The sequence below is a fragment of the Flagellimonas algicola genome (assembly GCF_005937185.1).
GTDB lineage: Bacteria > Bacteroidota > Bacteroidia > Flavobacteriales > Flavobacteriaceae > Flagellimonas > Flagellimonas algicola.
Genome location: NZ_VCNI01000002.1, coordinates 1,321,867 through 1,338,474 on the forward strand (window position 1 = coordinate 1,321,867; position 16,608 = coordinate 1,338,474).

Below are 16,608 nucleotides of genomic sequence, written 5' to 3' on the forward strand. Positions count from 1 at the left end.
ATATTTTCATCTTCAAATAGAATCAATCTCTTTTGTAATGCGGAACTTCCTATTTGCATTTCTTATGCTGGTTCTGTCCAGTTGCACTTCTGATGATGATATCAATCCAAGTGATGACAAGTGGGTTTTGGACAATGTGGTTTGCTTTTGCTTTTTTGGGGAGGATTTCGATTTTAGTGTGCATTCCATTCGCTTTGATGAAGATTCTGGAATGGTTACCATTGAAAACACTGGGGATTCTGAATTTATAGCCCCTGCCGGAACCTATCCATTTACGGATAATGGATCAGTAATAGGCATTGAGGGGAGGGAGTACACCTATGAAGAAGACGGGGATTCCTTAATTTTAACCTATGTGGACAATCCTCAGATTGCTGACGATGAGATTACCTACTATTATTCGAAAAACTAAAGTGCCATTAGATTGCAGCCTCTAATATCAGAATGGTCAAAACGTCCCAACACTTCAAAGGATCCATCGGCATAAGTTTTACCCAAATCCTGGGTTGCGATAAAGGAGCAAGAATTTATATTGGCCAAGTCAATCACGTTTATTCCCCCAGTTTTTTGATGGGATTGCAAGCTCAGGGGGTCTTCCGTATCCCGAGTCAAAATTTTCATCCAAGGAGGGGTTAGGAAAATCCCATTGCCTTTGGAATAGGCCTGGGATAATAGCTCTGTCATCCCATATTCGGAATGGACGGTGTCAACCCTAAAAGCATCTTTCAATATTCCGTGTAATTCTTGCCGAATTAGTTCTTTTCTTCGTCCTTTCATTCCTCCGGTTTCCATGATGGTGGTATGTTTTAAATCCATTGGGAATTGTTCAGCCAAATCCAACAGGGCAAAGGACACACCAATGAGCAAAGTTTGGGTTCCTGAAGCTTCCAGTTCCATTAGTTTTTCTTTTAGTGTTGAAAGTTCATAGAGATAAAACCCACTATCGGGGTGTCCAGATCTCGTTACCAAATCGTTGACCATATAAACCAGAGATGAGCCCTCTCTTTCTAGATATGAGGGAAGTAAAGCAAGAACACAATAGGATTGTACATCCCCATAAAAAGCCTGAAATGCAGCACTAAAACTTTGTTGATAGAGACTTATATCGGAGATATAATGTTTACTCGTGGAACATGCGGTAGTTCCGCTGCTTTCAAAAATGGCATCTTCGGGTTTGTTGGAAGATGTGATGGTATATGACTTAAAGAACTCGATAGGTAGGAAGGGGATGGCTGCGATGGAGCGCACCTTGTCCGGCGATTTGCCCAAATGCTCGCAATACGTTCTATAGACTTTGTTGTTTTGATGTTGAAACCCAAAAATTTCCAGGGCCAATGCCTCCAACTCCGCATCGGTAGCAATAGAAAAAATACGTTGGGATAGCGAACTATTCATTGGGCCATAAAAGTACCCAAAAAAAATGCCCTTCTAAAGAAGGGCGGTATAAGTTGCGGCTATTTAATGACCAGTTTTCGTGTCATGGTTTTTTTGTCTTCCGTTACTTGAAGTACATAAACGCCTGGGACCAAACGGGATACATTAAGTGTATTGGTGGAGATTCTGTCAGTTAGCACTACTTCGCCAAATACATCATAAATTTTGATTTGCTTGGTACCGTTGGTGGCAGTGGTAACATAGACCTCGTCCCCATAAACGGGATTGGGATACATTTTAAATCCCTGAAGCTCCTGTACCTGTTCAGTGTTTACACTGACCAATTCCTGCCCGAAAGAGAAAAGTGGTAAAGCCATAATGAGAATAAAGTAGATTTTCTTCATACATGCTGATTTGGGTATAAGCAGTATAAAAGTAGATAAACAAAGGAATACTGGCTATAAAATGTTGTGAAACAGGGAAATGTGTTGGGAAAGTGGGTTATTTTGATGTGTGCCCGATGAAATGCAGCCTAAAATTGCGAAAACTACTTGATAATGAGCTTTCTGGTGGCCACTTTATTATGCTCAAACACCCTTAGGATATACACTCCTTTGTCCAGATTGGACAGGTTGAGTTCCTTTCCTAAAATAGTGGTTTGAAGTACTTGGGTGCCCAAAACGTCAAAAATGAGAATTTTCTTGGGCGCATTTTGGGTGGTCTCAATATAGACCTTGCCATAGGTAACCGGATTGGGGTACAACTTAAACCCGTCAATATCCGAACCTGCTTGGGAACTCTGGGCGAATCCAAGGGAACAAACAAAAAAGAAAAAGACGAGGTAAAGGTGCTTCATAAAGTATTGGTTACAAAGGCTATGCCACAAATATAAATAAATTGGTTTCCGATTGGGAATTGGCTAAGGAAAAAACCCACACTTTTCGATGAAGTGCAAAAAGAAGCCCCCATATGGGGGCTTTTTAAAGTATTTTAGAAGCTTAATTACTGTTGATGTGGACTTTACGAGTTTCCCCATTGCTTTCCACAATATAAATTCCGGTGGTAGGTAGATTCAATAGTATCTCGTTTTCTTCGGCAATCCCGGTTACCTCTTTGGACAATACTTTTTGTCCTGAGAAATCATAGATGGCAATCACATATGGATCTGGTGCAGGAGCTTCGGGAAGAGAGGATAAATCAAATGTAAGATTGTTTATATCCAATCGGTTTACCTTAAATGGAAACACATAGTGTCTCTGCGGTGGGGCGGAGGCATCTACGGTTATTAAAAAGTGAAAGTAATAGGTCTTGTTCTCAAACAATGCAAACGCCCCAGTAGTTGGGTTGGGGGCCGCTGAAAAATTTCTGTCAAAGTTTATGTTAAGTTCTCCGTTAGTGGCAATGGGGCTAAAGCTAGCATGGTAAAAGTTAAACAATTGGATGGGACCAGTGCCTAAGACAGCTTTGTCTGACATGTGAACATCTATTTGGCGATTTCCATGGCTATAATCTGTACCTCCACTATTTTTAATAGTGAATCTAAAAGTGGTTTTAGGATTCCCAAATGAAGACCAATTCATTTCAATAAGAGGCCACTGATTATTAAATACATCCCAAGTGTTCCCTGATTGGGTTATTTCCGCTTCTATCAATGTAATGTTAGGTGGCGTAGGACAACCATTGTTGGAACTGGGTCCGGGCTCATTGGGGCAATTATATTGATTGTCGGGAACACCATCCCCATCCGAATCCACCACGCAAGTGAAGGTTATGGGTGCGCCAATGTTGGTGCCGTCCACAAACTCGTCAGCATCCTGATTGGACTTGTAGTGACTATACGTAACCTTGACATATCTGTCCACACCATCAATATCTTCAATGAAGTAGATATTGCCGACGGTCAAGGTGCTTGATATGTAGATGTTAAGTTTAATTTCCTGCCCCAAGGTGTTGTTACAGAAGTTTGTATTTGCTTGGGAATAGGAAGTTCCCAAATCTCTTACTTTATGGTATCTATAGCTTTGGGCATAGATGGCTAGAGGTAAAACAAAAGCCAAAAATAATAGTGTAATTTTTTTCATGTACATGGTTTTTAGACAGTATGAAACTAGAGGAAAAACCTTACGAAAAAGGAAAGCTATTTTTACCTTAAAGTTAAATTCGTTAAAAAGAAAAGCCCCGCGAAGCGGGGCTTTTTGATTGTATAATTTTAAAAGCTAACTAGTTTCCTGTTGCCCAATCAAATGTGGCTACGTCAACGGTTGCTGGATCGTCATAAGCAGCATTCACATCGATGGTTACGCCGTCAACAGTAACATTTGTAGTGGCACCGCCATCTCTAAAGTCAACGTTGGTTGCATATCCACTCAAAGAAAGACCGGTGATTGCAGCACCAGATTCTTTTTTGAACTGTAATGCAGTACCGCCTTGACTGGAAACACAGGTCAAGTTGGCCAAAGTAGGCATGTTGTTATCGCCATCTGCCTCAACAGCAGTGGAGAAACCAGCTTCAGTATGCAGGACATACGCATCTGTTAAAGTACCGTTCCAGCCTTCTGTCCAGTCGATAGCGTCATCCTGGTTGTTTTCCAAGTAGAAGTTGGAAGCAGAAACTGTACCTCCAAAGAACTCAACACCGTCGTCCGCACCATTTAAAACAGCCACGTTGGAGATAGTAGTTCCGGAACCTACGGCATAAAGTGTAAGACCATTGTACTGTGATTCAGAGTTGATCTGTGCACCAGCGTAGTTGATGATCAAATAATCAATGGAACCGGAGTTATCCGTGTCATTGGAACCACCGTAAATAATGTTACCAACTTCTGCAGTGGCATCTGTACCTTTGGTCGTTGTAGCATCACCAGCGATTACCAATCCACCCCAATCACCAGCAGTTTCACCGCTAGAAGTCATTACCACTGGGTTGGCAGCAGTTCCTTGAATGTCAATCATAGCCCCTTTCTGAACAACAATGTAAGTACTGGTCGCACCTGCCGCCTGAACGTCAGCGGTAATGGTTGTACCTGCAGGGATAGTCAACTTAGCACCAGCTTCCACACTTAAAGTTCCTTGCAAGGTATAGGCCGTAGAGGCGTTTAAAGTTAAATCGGAAGTAACGCTACCCTGAAGGTTTGCAGAAGTAGTGATGTCTTCTCCAGTGGCCCAAGAGAACATGTTGATGTCAACCGTAGCGAGGTTGGCATATAGTTCATTAGGATCGGAATCTGCACCTTCAATCTGTACATTGGAAACAGCACCACCATCCCTAAAGTCCAAGATGGTTTCGTATCCAGATATGGAAAGACCAGTGATGGTTGCCCCAGATTCTTTTTTGAACTGTAACGCAGTACCGCCTTGAGTTGATAAAATTGTTAAGTTTTCCAATGTAGGATTATTGTTATCACCATCTGCTTCAACGGCTGTAGAGAAACCGGCTCTAGTATGTAATACATAAGCATTGCTTAATGTACCGCTCCAACCTTCAGTCCAGTCAATGGCGTCGTCATCATTGTTTTCCAAGTAGAAGTTGGAAGCAGAAACTGTACCTCCGAAGAACTCAACACCGTCATCGGTACCGTTCAATATGGCAACATTGCTGATTGTTGTTCCAGAACCTACAGCATAAAGTGTAAGACCGTTGTATTGGGATTCTGGATTGATCTGCGCACCAGCATAATTAATGATTAAGTAGTTGATGGTACCAGAGTTGTCCGTGTCATTGGAACCTCCGTATATGAAATTACCAACTTCTGCAGTTGCATCGGTACCTTTGGTAGTGGTCGCGTCACCAAGGATTACCAACCCACCCCAGTCACCACGAGTTTCATTGTTGGATGTCATTACAACAGGATTGGAAGAAGTACCAAGGATATCAATAGAAGAACCTTTTTGGATTACGATATAAGTACTTGTTTCCTCACCGGAGGCAGCTGAAGCTGTAATCGTAGTACCGGCAGGTATAGTTAATTTAGCACCATTTTCAACGCTTACAGCACCATCCAAGGTATACGCAAGATTAGGGTCAAGTTCCAAATCCTCTGTAATTGGACTAAGGGATGTCAAGTCTGTAGCATCGGTACAGGCATTAGGGCAAGAACCGCCGCAATCAACACCTTCTTCGTCTCCGTTTTGTACACCATCATCGCAAGTTGGCTCAACTGGGCAAGCAGCACAAGTACCGCCACAGTCAACACCTGTTTCCGTACCATTTTGAATACCATCGGAACATGTTGGGCCAGAGCCGCCGTCATCGCTACTACAGCCGGCAAGCACTAGTGCAAATGTAGCTACAAATGCTATTGAAAGTTTAAAGATTTTCGTTTTCATAATTAAGGTTTTTGAAGTTTAAATTGTTATTGTTACCAGTTGAATATTCAATTAAAAATTATAGGTCACACCCAGGCTTACTGTGCTGCCCAGTTTATAGGATCTTACCGTTTCTGTACGGATTACTCTTTGCGGCGCATTGGGCCCTAATCGCTCACTTATATCGGATGAGAAATCCCGAATTTCATTTCGGTTATCCAAAACACCTTGGGTTCTCTTGATTTCAGGGTTCAATAGGTTTTGTCCTGTCAAGGAAAGCTGCCAATGCTCGCCAATATCTTTGCTTAACCTACCATTTAATACTACAAAGCCATTTTCAACAATGTTGTCGTTATAGGAATAATCATAAATGTTAAACCCTTCGGCACTACCCAAAACAAAAATTTTGTCTGAAGCGTAATTGGCGTTAAGCGATGCTCCAAAAGGATTTTCACCAGCTGTTTTAAGGTTCAAGTTGGTGTTGACAATAAAATCCGAAGCTCCTTGCAGGCCAGTTGAAGTATTGGTTCCGAATCTGAAGAAATCCGTTGCACTTGCCCCATCGTCTGTTAGAACAAGTTTCAAATCTTGTTCATGGTGCATAAGTGTGGTATTGAAAACAAGACTTAGATCAAAACCTGAATCAACATCATTTACTTCATCATGGGTGGGCTTGATCAAGTTGATTTTGCTCTCCAGTTCAATTCCATAAACTTCAGCTTTTTCACCTGTATTTTCATAAGTCCAAATACTTTCACCCCCACGCTGTACGGTTCTGTTAATAGGGTCGGTAATATCCTTATAGAAAACCGCCAGGGAAATCAGCTGATCGTTTGAAGGGAAGAATTCCCATTTAAGGTCAAAATTATTGGTAAAAGACGCTGTAAGATTATCTGCGTTACCGGTAACTTCCTGACCCGATGGTGCAACATACCTAAAGGGAGCTATTTCCTTAAATTCCGGCAATGTAATGGTCCTACTTGCTGCAAACCTTAAGGCATGTTTGTCGTTAATGGTATATTTTAGGTTTAAACTTGGATAAACCTTTGAATAATCTTGTTGGGTATCTCCAACAATCCTTGTACCACTACCCCCTACATCATAGCTGACAAATATCTCATCTTTTTGGAATCTCAATCCTGCGTTTACCCCAAGCTTGTCGAGCTGTACATTGAAATTGGCATAAGCGGCCTGAGAAGTGTATTCTCCAGTATAAACATCCTTGGTTTCCCCGTTGGCGTTTGAACTTAACCGAACTACTTGTAAGGAACCGTTGGCAAAATTTTGGGTATTTAATATGCCGTTCAAATTATCCAGGCTGTTGGTTCTTGTACTAAACCTGTCAACACTATTGGATTCAGTAACCCCAACAAACTCAGAGCTAAAATCACGCTCTTTGTTTCGATAGAAGACACCTAGTTCAACATCAAACGTTTTACCGGGATCTCCTTCTTCATTCTCTTCCTTTATAATATTGATTATGTCATTTATATATCCATTGTACTCAATATCCTCAATCAATTGCGCTGCTTTTCTTTGATTAAAACCACCCTGTGAGTTTAAGGCCACTGAAGTTTCAGGGGAAGCATCAAAGAACACTTGGTTTCTGATACGGTTGGGTTCATCGGCATTTAGCAAATTATAACCCCCTGCCCAAGTCAATTGATTGTTGTCTGAAAGTTGGTGCTCACCTAAAAGTTGTGTAACCAATAGGCGGGTTTGTTTGGTGTTTTGGTCTTTTACAAATTCCAATGGAATCCCAAAACTCCCAAATGCTCCTGTATCATCACTTACCTGTGCCTCACCATTTCTGCCAAATTCTACAACTTCATCCTTTAAAGTGTTAAGAAAAGTGGTAGTGGATTTTAGTTTGTTCTTGTCGTTTATATAATAGGTTAAATCAAATAAACCGGTATTGGTGATTTCGGACTCGTATTTTGTGTAATCTGACGCACCAACTTGAACAAAACCATACTCCAAGATTTGATAGACACCCTCATTATGTCTAAAGCTTTCATTATGCGACCCTGTTAGGATGAAAGAAAGCTTATTATCAAAAAGTTTTTTACCAAAGGTTAGATTTACTCCATAGTTCAAGGGGTTTTCTTTGGTAGCAGGATCCCAAGATTGCTCTGTCAATTGCTGGACAAGCGTTCTATTTGAATCGTAAAAACCGAAAGTGGTTTCATCATCTAAATTTGGAGACACCAAAAAGTTGTCATTAATTCCATCTTGATATACAGATGTATTCAATCCACCGGAAACGCCTATGCTAAGCTCTGAAGCTCCAACTAGTTCTCTCGAGGCAATATCGATATTACCAGAGGCCTGATCGGCCGAGGTTTTGGCCGAATAGGTTTTGCTAATACTAATGTTTTGGATAACCCTAGTAGGAAACAGGCCTAAGTTTATGTTTTTCCTATCCACATTATCGGAGGGAATAGGCAGACCATTTAATGTTGTGGACAGGTATCTGTCCCCCAACCCTCTGACAAAAATGTCACCCGAAGCCTCACTTTCTGTCACTCCGGAAATTTTGGTTGTTGCAGTTTTGGCATCAGAGATACCCAAATCGCCCAGTTCTTGTGCACCAATACTCTCAACTACCGTTATCGCTCTTTTTTGGTCTAATAATAGAGCCGTTTGGGAGTCCTTTCTTGCAACCGTAGTCACAACAACTTCGTTCAAAGCCAAACCAGAAGCACTCATAGGTACATCTATGTTGGTAACCTTATCGGCAACCACCTCTACATTTGGAATTTCAACAGTTTCGTAACCCAAATAGCTGAAGACAACGGTGTAGGTTCCAGGGTCAACTCCCGCAATCTCGTAAAGCCCGTCAAAATCGGATGTGGTACCAAGAGTAGTACCTTTGATTAGCACGTTGGCAAAGGCCAAAGGCTCATTATTTAATTCTTTGTCTGTTAATTTACCCACGATGCTTCCCGTGGTCTCTTGCGCACTAATTTGTAACCCTACAAACAGTGTGAAAATCAATAAAATATATTTCATTAGGTATTAAATCTAGATGGCGCAAAGAAAGACCTGTGCTGTAAAAGCGATGTTACCCGCGTGTTAAGTGTTTTTTTGATAATTGTTACAATAATGTTACCACATTAAATGAACGTTAAGCATTTATGCGGTTATAGTATTATCTTTACATTTGGATGATTAACATATTAAATACCATCCCATGAAAACCAAGGACATTAAGATATTACTCGTTGATGATGAGCCAGATATACTGGAAATTGTGAGCTATAATCTTGCTGCTGAAGGGTACGAAGTCTTTACCGCCAAAAACGGTGTGGAGGGGGTGGCCAAGGCCAAAAAGAAAACTCCACATCTTATCATTTTGGATGTTATGATGCCTGAAATGGATGGTATTGAAGCTTGTGAGATCATCCGTAATACCCCAGGTCTTGAAAATACTATTATCACCTTTTTAACCGCTCGTGGAGAAGACTACTCCCAAGTTGCTGGTTTTGATGCTGGAGCGGACGACTACATTACCAAACCTATCAAACCAAAAGTCTTGGTAAGCAAGGTGAAGGCCCTTTTAAGAAGATTAAAAGAGGAGAAGGCCGAAACCGAGGACATTGTCAAGGTAGGTAACATCATCATTAATCGGGAGGAATACAAGATCATCAACAATGGCGAAGAAATCATTCTCCCAAGAAAGGAATTTGAACTATTGTCACTTCTAACCTCCAAACCCAGTAAGGTGTTTAAAAGGGAGGTGATTTTAGATAAGGTCTGGGGCAATGAAGTGGTTGTTGGCGGTAGAACCATAGATGTACATATAAGAAAGCTACGTGGAAAAATTGGGGATGAGCACTTTAAAACCGTTAAGGGCGTAGGGTATAAGTTTGTCCTATAATGGCCGTACAACTCAGGAAGTCCTTCACTTTTGCCATAAAATCCTCGCTGCTGATTACCCCAGTACTCACATTACTTTTCGGGGGGATTCTTTATTATTCAAATCAATTTAGCTGGTTACCTACCATTCTCTTTGCGCTGTTGTGCTTTGTGGTTTGCTTTTCCATTATACAAATTAGGGTGGAGCGATTTATTTACCGGAGGATTAAGAAAATCTATGATGATGTATCCTTACTGGAATCCACAACTTTCTCCTCCAAGCCCGTAACCACCAGCATGAAAACCCTCACCCAGGAGATAGAGAAGTTTGCCCAGGACAAGAAAATTGAGATTGATACCTTAAAAATTAGGGAGGAATATCGCAAAGATTTCTTGGGGAATGTCTCACACGAATTGAAAACCCCTCTGTTCACGGTGCAAGGTTATATCCTTACCCTTTTGGACGGTGCCATGAACGACAAAAAAATCAGGGAAAAATATTTGACCCGTGCCAACAAAGGGGTGGAAAGATTGATTTACATTGTTAAAGACCTGGACCTTATAACCAAGTTGGAGGTGGGAGACCTAAAACTGGAACGTGAGGATTTTGATATTATCGAACTCATTCAAAATGTGTTTGATCTTTTGGAAATGAAGGCGGCCCAAAAAGAGATAACGCTCACTTTTGATATGGAATATACCCAGCCCATTTTTGTGAATGCGGATAAGGAGAAAATTCAGCAAGTGGTGAGCAATTTATTGGTCAATTCCATTAAATATGGCCACCCTAACGGAACCACAGAAGTGAGCGTGGAGAACTTGATTAAAAATAAGGTTATCATCCGGGTCACGGATAATGGGGAAGGAATTCCCAAACAGCATATTCCCCGCCTGTTTGAACGGTTTTACCGGGTAGATCAAAGCGGAAGTCGGGCCGAGGGTGGCTCGGGACTTGGTCTATCCATTGTAAAGCACATCATTGAGGCCCATGATGAAAAAATTTATGTAGAAAGCGAAGTGGAAGTGGGTTCCGAGTTTTCTTTTACCTTGGAAAAAACGCTAAAGAGTTCAGAGTAATCCACCGAAGTCTCAAAGTGATTCAGCCCTTCAAAATCTTCTATTTGATTGAGCATTTCCAATCTAAAATCATCTTGTTTACAGCTAGGGGCCAATTGCTGTTTTTGCAATCGTTTGGCCAAATAAACCTGCTCGTATTGTCCTGGAGTGGGGATAAAAAAGGCCTTTTTTTCCAGCTTGGCCAAATCCATCACGGTGGTATATCCTGACCTGCATAACACTTTTTCACTTTGGTTCAGGGCAACTTGCAATTCGATGCTCTGCATAAAATTGAACAAGGTGATTACTCCTTTTTGGGTATGGATTTCCTCCCTGATCTGGTCAGATTCAATTTTACCTTTGACAAATAGAGTCTTGCCTTCAAACCCTTGAAGTTCATTCAAGATTTTTTCCTCTAAAAATGAGCGTTGGGGTTCCGGGCCGGAGAGAAGAACCATAAGATCATACTTCATTTCGGTTTCCATTTTCTCAAACCGACTCAGAGGGCCCAAATAGGCAATGTTGAACTTCTCCTTTTTCAAATGCCCCAACTTTCCGGTAAGATTCGGTTTACCCTTTACATCGGGAACCCAGCATGCATCAAACTTTTTAATGACTTTCTGATGGGCTTTCGTGCTCATCCAGGTAGTGTTCCCAGACAGTACATTAAGCTGATGGGTAATAAAAACACAAGGCACCTTTTTAAAATAGGCACCCATACGATTGTCCGAAATAATTCCATCCAAACCGTGTTCTTTTACCAATTTTTTCACGGCTTTTTTCTCCTTTGCCATGGCCTTAATGACCTTGGGGGAATCCCATATCATTTTAATTTTGAAATTCTTCCCTTTTTCGGCATAGGTGATGTTGTAGGAGGGCAAAGCAAAAGTAGGTAAATTTGGGAACTCCTTTTGTAACAAAGCAAGAGCTACACCGTCTGAAGCTATAAAAGGTTGGTGTCCTTCAGCCAACAACGCATTGATTATGGGAATACATCTTGTGGCATGGCCAAGTCCCCAATTGAGTGGGGCCACCAATATACGTTTGGAACTTTGCATGAATACAAAAAAATGAAACGCAATTTGCCTTTGGATTTCCTTAGTTTTGCCAAAACATTAAATTTTACCCAAACGCACCGTGGGAAGTAAGAACAAACTGAAACGCTTTAGGGAAAACGAGACTTTTTCCAATGTAATCCAACCCACAAGGGATGAAATTTTGGAAGGGTTTGGATGGAAGGGAAAATGGACATCGTTTTTTAAAAATGACAATCCGATTGTATTGGAATTAGGCTGTGGGAAGGGAGAATACACTGTTGAACTGGCTAGGCGAAATCCGAATAAAAACTTTATTGGGATTGATATAAAAGGGGCGCGTTTTTGGAAAGGTGCCAAAACGGCGATCCAAGAAGAAATTCAAAATGTAGCCTTCCTTCGTACCCAAATTGAATTGGTGGATCAACTATTCGGAGCGCATGAAGTGGACGAAATTTGGATTACATTTCCAGATCCGCAAATCAAATACAAGCGAACCAAGCATCGAATGACCAACCCAGAATTTTTAAAGAAATACAAACAGATTTTGAGACATGGAGGGCTGTTGAACCTGAAGACGGACAGTGAATTTATGCATGGGTATACCTTAGGTCTTTTGCAGGGCCTTGGGCATGAAATTGTATATTCCAACCACGATGTTTATAAAAATGCAGGGAGTCCCCCAGAGGTTACGGAAATTCAAACATTCTATGAAAATCAGTATCTTGAAAAAGGAAAGCCAATAACCTACATCCAATTTAGGATCAACTAACCAATGACGCATATACTTATTCTTTTTTTTGCCACTTTTTCTGCGGCATTTATGGCAACGGTACCCCCAGGTCTGCTCAATATGAATGCAGCCAAGGCCAGCGTGGAAAAGGGGAAACTGAATGGCGTTATATTTAGTCTCGGAGTTTCTTCCATGATCATGGTTCAGGCGTATATAGCCGTATTGATTTCCAAATTTTTATATCGAAATCCCGAGGTAATCGATATACTATTAAAGATTGCTATCCTGGTATTTGCCTTTTTTGCCATCTATTTTTTTGTGGTGGCCAAAAGAAAAAAAGAGCAACAACTCACAGACGTCAACTTCAGCAAAAAAAACAGCTTTTTTAAAGGGGTTTTATTGGCCGCACTTAATCTATTGACCATCCCTTATTATAGTGGGCTTAACGCGATGTGGAACGAGGCAGGTTGGATCAAGTTTGAAGCCGCCGACATTGTGACCTTTGTTTTGGCGGCAGGAACGGGAACATTTTCAGTGCTCTATTTGTATACCTTCTATTTTAATAAATTGGAAAGAAAAACCAACCGTTTTTCAAAGAACTCCAACTATATTCTCAGTGCCTTAATGTTAGTTTTGTTAGTGATTACCTTGTTTAGGATTTTTTACAAGTAGCACCATATTCCCTTAGGCGGTTGCATTGAACCTTCTATAACATTGTCAAGGTTTGTGAAATTCTTGTAATTTGTGTCAAACCATTTGAATATTGATCATATAATGATGGAGGAGAAAAACTTTTTTGACAAAGTATATGAAGTGGCCAAGTTGATTCCTTACGGAAGGGTCACATCCTACGGGGCCATCGCCAAATACTTGGGAGCTGCCCGAAGCGCCCGAATGGTGGGTTGGGCCATGAACAACTCCGGAGCCAAGGAAGTTCCTGCGCATCGAGTGGTAAACCGAGTTGGTGTGCTTACGGGAAAACAGCATTTTGATGGAACCAACCTTATGCAACAACTTTTGGAAAATGAAGGCGTTGAGGTCAAGGACAACCAAATTGTAGACTTTCAAAAGTACTTTTGGGATCCAGCTAAAGAATTGATTTGAATTAAACACCAAACACCAAACACCAAACACCAAACACCAAACACCAAACACCAAACACCAAACACCAAACACCAAACACCAAACACCAAACACCAAACACCAAACACCAATTTTCCATTTTCCATTTTCCATTTTCCATTTCCTGTCAGCTATTAATCCTACCTATCCCACCATCTTTTATTTCAATATCTAAACTTCTTAGTCTAAGCGCCATGGCGTATCTTTGTAATTTAGAATCAGTTTAAGCGACTGCAATCAAAATAAGATCAATGAAGTTGAAAAAAGCAGACATACTTAAGGCTTTGGAACTGATATCTGCTCCTGGGGAAGGACAGAATCTGGTGGAGAGCGGTGCTGTTACCAATGTACAGGTTTTTGGTGACGAGGTGGAGGTAGATGTAACCATTAAAAACCCAAGTCTTCAGGCGAGAAAGAAAACTGAAGTAGAGATACTGAAGATCATTCATAAAGAGGTTTATGAAAAGGCCAAAATAAAAATCAACCTAAAGGTTGATGCTCCTACTAAACCCAAGGTCAATCAAATTAAGGGGAATCCCATTCCCGGAATTCAAAACATAATTGCAGTGGCCTCTGGCAAAGGAGGTGTTGGAAAATCGACCGTAACTGCTAATTTGGCCGTAACCTTGGCCAAAATGGGATTCAAGGTGGGACTGTTGGATACAGATATTTATGGGCCTTCCATGCCTATTATGTTTGATGTAGCCACGGAAAAACCCTTATCGGTCAATATTGATGGCAAGAACAAGATGAAACCTATAGAAAATTATGGGGTCAAACTTTTGTCCATCGGCTTTTTTACCCAGCCTAACCAGGCGGTGATTTGGCGAGGACCCATGGCGTCCAAAGCGTTGAACCAAATGATTTTTGATGCCCACTGGGGCGAGTTGGATTTTCTGCTCTTGGATCTTCCCCCGGGAACTGGGGACATACATTTAAGTATTATGCAATCGCTTCCGGTCACCGGTGCGGTTGTGGTAAGTACGCCACAAGAAATAGCGCTTGCTGATGCTAGAAAAGGTGTGGCCATGTTCCAACAGGAGGCCATTAATGTACCTGTACTGGGAATCGTGGAAAATATGGCCTACTTTACCCCGGCGGAACTGCCTAATAACAAATATCATATCTTTGGTAAGGATGGGGCCAAGAATTTGGCGGAAGATTTGGACGTCAAGTTTTTAGGGGATATTCCACTTGTACAAAGTATTCGGGAAGCCGGTGATGTTGGAAGACCCGCGGCTATGCAGACGGCTACCCCAATTGAGGAAGCCTTTGAGGAATTGACAAAAAATGTGGTTCGGGAATTAGTGAATAGGAACACCGATCTTCCACCCACGGAAGCAATCAAGATTACAACAATGGCGGGTTGTGCTGCCGTTAAAAAGAAATGAGCATGACATCAGAAGAAATAAAAAGTAACGTAGAAAAAGCTCTGGACGAGATAAGACCTTTTCTTCAAAGCGATGGGGGTGATATTTCGTTGATTTCCATAGACAATAATAGTTCGGTAAAGGTGAAGCTTGAAGGAAATTGCATTGGTTGCAGCGTGAACCAAATGACCTTGAAAAGTGGTGTGGAAATGACCATTAAAAAATATGCCCCTCAAATTGAGGAAGTTATCAATGTGGGCTAGTCTGACAGAAGTCATATTTCTTTTCTTCCCTAAACCCTAAGTTGCACGGATATCCAAATACCATTACTGCATGATTAAAACCGATATATTGATTATTGGGGCGGGACCTACGGGTCTTTTTACTGTTTTTGAAGCAGGCTTGTTACAACTTAAATGCCATTTGATTGATGCGCTTCCGCAGCCAGGGGGGCAATGCGCGGAAATTTATCCCAAAAAACCCATTTATGATATTCCAGGCTTTCCTGAAGTGCTGGCGGGAGAATTAGTCGATAATCTAATGGATCAGATTAAACCTTTTCAACCTGGATTTACCTTAGGAGAAAGGGCAGATGCAATTGAAAAACTGGAGGACGGCAGTTTTGTGGTCACTACCAACAAAGGCACCAAACACAATGCACCAATAGTTGCAATAGCTGGTGGATTGGGAAGCTTTGAGCCCCGTAAACCCCTGTTGGATAATCTTTCAAAATTTGAGGATAAGGGGGTTGCCTATATGATCAAGGAACCAGAGGTTTATCGGGATAAAAAAGTACTGATTGCTGGTGGTGGTGATTCCGCTTTGGATTGGTCCATTTTCTTGGCGGATGTGGCATCGGAAGTTACCTTGGTCCATAGACGCAACGAATTTAGAGGCGCATTGGATTCCGTTGAAAAAGTGCAACAGTTAAAAAATCAGGGAAAAATCAATTTGATTACCCCGGCAGAGGTGGTTCAACTACGTGGTGATGACAAGTTGAGTGGTATTGTTGTTAGAAAAACGGATAATTCAGAGGAAATTGATCTGGAGGTTGATAATTTTATTCCCCTTTTTGGACTTTCCCCTAAATTGGGCCCGATTTCAGAATGGGGATTGGAAATTGAGAAAAATGCCATCAAGGTGGACAATACCTTGGATTACCAAACTAATATTCCAGGAATATATGCTATCGGGGATATTAATACCTATCCTGGAAAGCTCAAATTGATTTTATGCGGATTCCACGAGGCTACCCTAATGTGTCAGAGTGCTTATCAAAGAATCCATCCAGATAAGAAATACGTAATGAAATATACCACGGTGGGTGGCGTTACTGGTTTTGATGGAAGTAAAAAAGAAGCACCAAAAGCGGTGGTCAAAGCTATTGAGTAAGAATGTCAGATATTAAGATTAAGATTACTGATCGCGACGGGGTGCTGCACGAGGTAGATGCCCCAACAGATATGAACATGAACCTTATGGAAGTGGTTCGCACCTATGAACTTGCTCCAGAAGGAACCATTGGTATTTGTGGAGGAATGGCCATGTGTGCCTCATGTCAATGCTATGTAAAATCGGATCATGAGCTACCTGAAAAATCGGATGACGAAGAAGCCATGTTGGCGGAGGCCTTTTTTGTGGAGGACAACAGCCGATTAGGATGTCAAATCCATATTAGCCCGGAACTTGAAGGTTTAGAAGTAGAACTCGCTCCCGAGGAGCAATAATCTGGGCATTTTGTCATTCTGAGCATGGC

General features: G+C 41.4%; 17 protein-coding genes. 10 read left to right on the forward strand and 7 right to left on the reverse strand.

Features of this window, described 5'->3' with window-relative positions:
- The first annotated feature begins 37 nt into the window (after positions 1 to 37).
- On the forward strand, positions 38 to 412 hold the full coding sequence (locus FGG15_RS14845; RefSeq protein WP_138837598.1) for a hypothetical protein: 375 nt from the start codon (positions 38 to 40) through the stop codon (positions 410 to 412).
- Here the strand turns inward: FGG15_RS14845 and FGG15_RS14850 are convergent.
- The 6 genes from FGG15_RS14850 to FGG15_RS14875 form a co-directional block, all read right to left on the reverse strand.
- Positions 409 to 1,395: a long-chain-fatty-acid--protein ligase gene (locus FGG15_RS14850; RefSeq protein ID WP_138837600.1), complete on the reverse strand. Its 987-nt coding sequence runs from the start codon at positions 1,393 to 1,395 to the stop codon at positions 409 to 411. The two genes, FGG15_RS14845 and FGG15_RS14850, sit on opposite strands and share 4 nt — an antisense overlap.
- A gap of 59 nt (positions 1,396 to 1,454) precedes the next feature.
- The gene (locus tag FGG15_RS14855; RefSeq protein WP_138837602.1) at positions 1,455 to 1,778 is read right to left on the reverse strand and encodes a T9SS type A sorting domain-containing protein; all 324 of its coding nucleotides are present in this window, start codon (positions 1,776 to 1,778) and stop codon (positions 1,455 to 1,457) included.
- A 143-nt stretch (positions 1,779 to 1,921) separates the two neighbouring features.
- Positions 1,922 to 2,230, reverse strand: coding sequence for a T9SS type A sorting domain-containing protein (locus FGG15_RS14860; protein ID WP_138837605.1), 309 nt, complete (start codon positions 2,228 to 2,230; stop codon positions 1,922 to 1,924).
- Positions 2,231 to 2,372: 142 nt separating this feature from the next.
- The gene (locus FGG15_RS14865; RefSeq protein WP_138837607.1) at positions 2,373 to 3,455 is read right to left on the reverse strand and encodes a thrombospondin type 3 repeat-containing protein; all 1,083 of its coding nucleotides are present in this window, start codon (positions 3,453 to 3,455) and stop codon (positions 2,373 to 2,375) included.
- 139 nt (positions 3,456 to 3,594) lie between these two features.
- Positions 3,595 to 5,700 (reverse strand): hypothetical protein, encoded by a 2,106-nt coding sequence (locus FGG15_RS14870; protein WP_138837609.1) that lies wholly within the window; start codon positions 5,698 to 5,700, stop codon positions 3,595 to 3,597.
- A 51-nt stretch (positions 5,701 to 5,751) separates the two neighbouring features.
- On the reverse strand, positions 5,752 to 8,691 hold the full coding sequence (locus FGG15_RS14875; protein ID WP_138837610.1) for a TonB-dependent receptor: 2,940 nt from the start codon (positions 8,689 to 8,691) through the stop codon (positions 5,752 to 5,754).
- A gap of 181 nt (positions 8,692 to 8,872) precedes the next feature.
- Between FGG15_RS14875 and FGG15_RS14880 the strand changes: the two genes are divergently transcribed.
- Positions 8,873 to 9,559: a response regulator transcription factor gene (locus tag FGG15_RS14880; protein WP_138837612.1), complete on the forward strand. Its 687-nt coding sequence runs from the start codon at positions 8,873 to 8,875 to the stop codon at positions 9,557 to 9,559.
- Positions 9,559 to 10,614 carry a sensor histidine kinase gene (locus FGG15_RS14885; RefSeq protein ID WP_138837614.1) on the forward strand — a complete coding sequence of 352 codons (1,056 nt, stop codon included), beginning with the start codon at positions 9,559 to 9,561 and terminating at the stop codon, positions 10,612 to 10,614. The genes FGG15_RS14880 and FGG15_RS14885 overlap by 1 nt, the downstream gene beginning before the upstream one ends.
- Here the strand turns inward: FGG15_RS14885 and FGG15_RS14890 are convergent.
- Positions 10,539 to 11,651: a glycosyltransferase gene (locus FGG15_RS14890; RefSeq protein ID WP_138837616.1), complete on the reverse strand. Its 1,113-nt coding sequence runs from the start codon at positions 11,649 to 11,651 to the stop codon at positions 10,539 to 10,541. The two genes, FGG15_RS14885 and FGG15_RS14890, sit on opposite strands and share 76 nt — an antisense overlap.
- Before the next feature lie 79 nt (positions 11,652 to 11,730).
- On the opposite strand from FGG15_RS14890, the gene trmB reads away from it, so the two are divergent.
- The 7 genes from trmB to FGG15_RS14925 all read left to right on the forward strand — a co-directional run bounded on the left by trmB (position 11,731) and on the right by FGG15_RS14925 (position 16,579).
- Positions 11,731 to 12,399, forward strand: coding sequence for a tRNA (guanosine(46)-N7)-methyltransferase TrmB (trmB, locus tag FGG15_RS14895; protein WP_138837618.1), 669 nt, complete (start codon positions 11,731 to 11,733; stop codon positions 12,397 to 12,399).
- Between the two features lie 3 nt (positions 12,400 to 12,402).
- Positions 12,403 to 13,032 carry a LysE family transporter gene (locus FGG15_RS14900; protein ID WP_138837620.1) on the forward strand — a complete coding sequence of 210 codons (630 nt, stop codon included), beginning with the start codon at positions 12,403 to 12,405 and terminating at the stop codon, positions 13,030 to 13,032.
- Positions 13,033 to 13,137: 105 nt separating this feature from the next.
- Entirely contained in the window at positions 13,138 to 13,464 is a 327-nt protein-coding gene (locus tag FGG15_RS14905) for an MGMT family protein (RefSeq protein ID WP_138838325.1), read from the forward strand.
- Between the two features lie 269 nt (positions 13,465 to 13,733).
- The gene (locus FGG15_RS14910) at positions 13,734 to 14,873 is read left to right on the forward strand and encodes an Mrp/NBP35 family ATP-binding protein (RefSeq protein ID WP_138837623.1); all 1,140 of its coding nucleotides are present in this window, start codon (positions 13,734 to 13,736) and stop codon (positions 14,871 to 14,873) included.
- 2 nt (positions 14,874 to 14,875) lie between these two features.
- Entirely contained in the window at positions 14,876 to 15,115 is a 240-nt protein-coding gene (locus FGG15_RS14915; RefSeq protein ID WP_138837625.1) for a NifU family protein, read from the forward strand.
- Positions 15,116 to 15,185: 70 nt separating this feature from the next.
- Positions 15,186 to 16,244 carry an NAD(P)/FAD-dependent oxidoreductase gene (locus FGG15_RS14920; RefSeq protein ID WP_138837626.1) on the forward strand — a complete coding sequence of 353 codons (1,059 nt, stop codon included), beginning with the start codon at positions 15,186 to 15,188 and terminating at the stop codon, positions 16,242 to 16,244.
- A gap of 2 nt (positions 16,245 to 16,246) precedes the next feature.
- Positions 16,247 to 16,579 carry a 2Fe-2S iron-sulfur cluster-binding family protein gene (locus FGG15_RS14925; RefSeq protein WP_138837628.1) on the forward strand — a complete coding sequence of 111 codons (333 nt, stop codon included), beginning with the start codon at positions 16,247 to 16,249 and terminating at the stop codon, positions 16,577 to 16,579.
- The last annotated feature ends 29 nt before the right edge of the window (positions 16,580 to 16,608 follow it).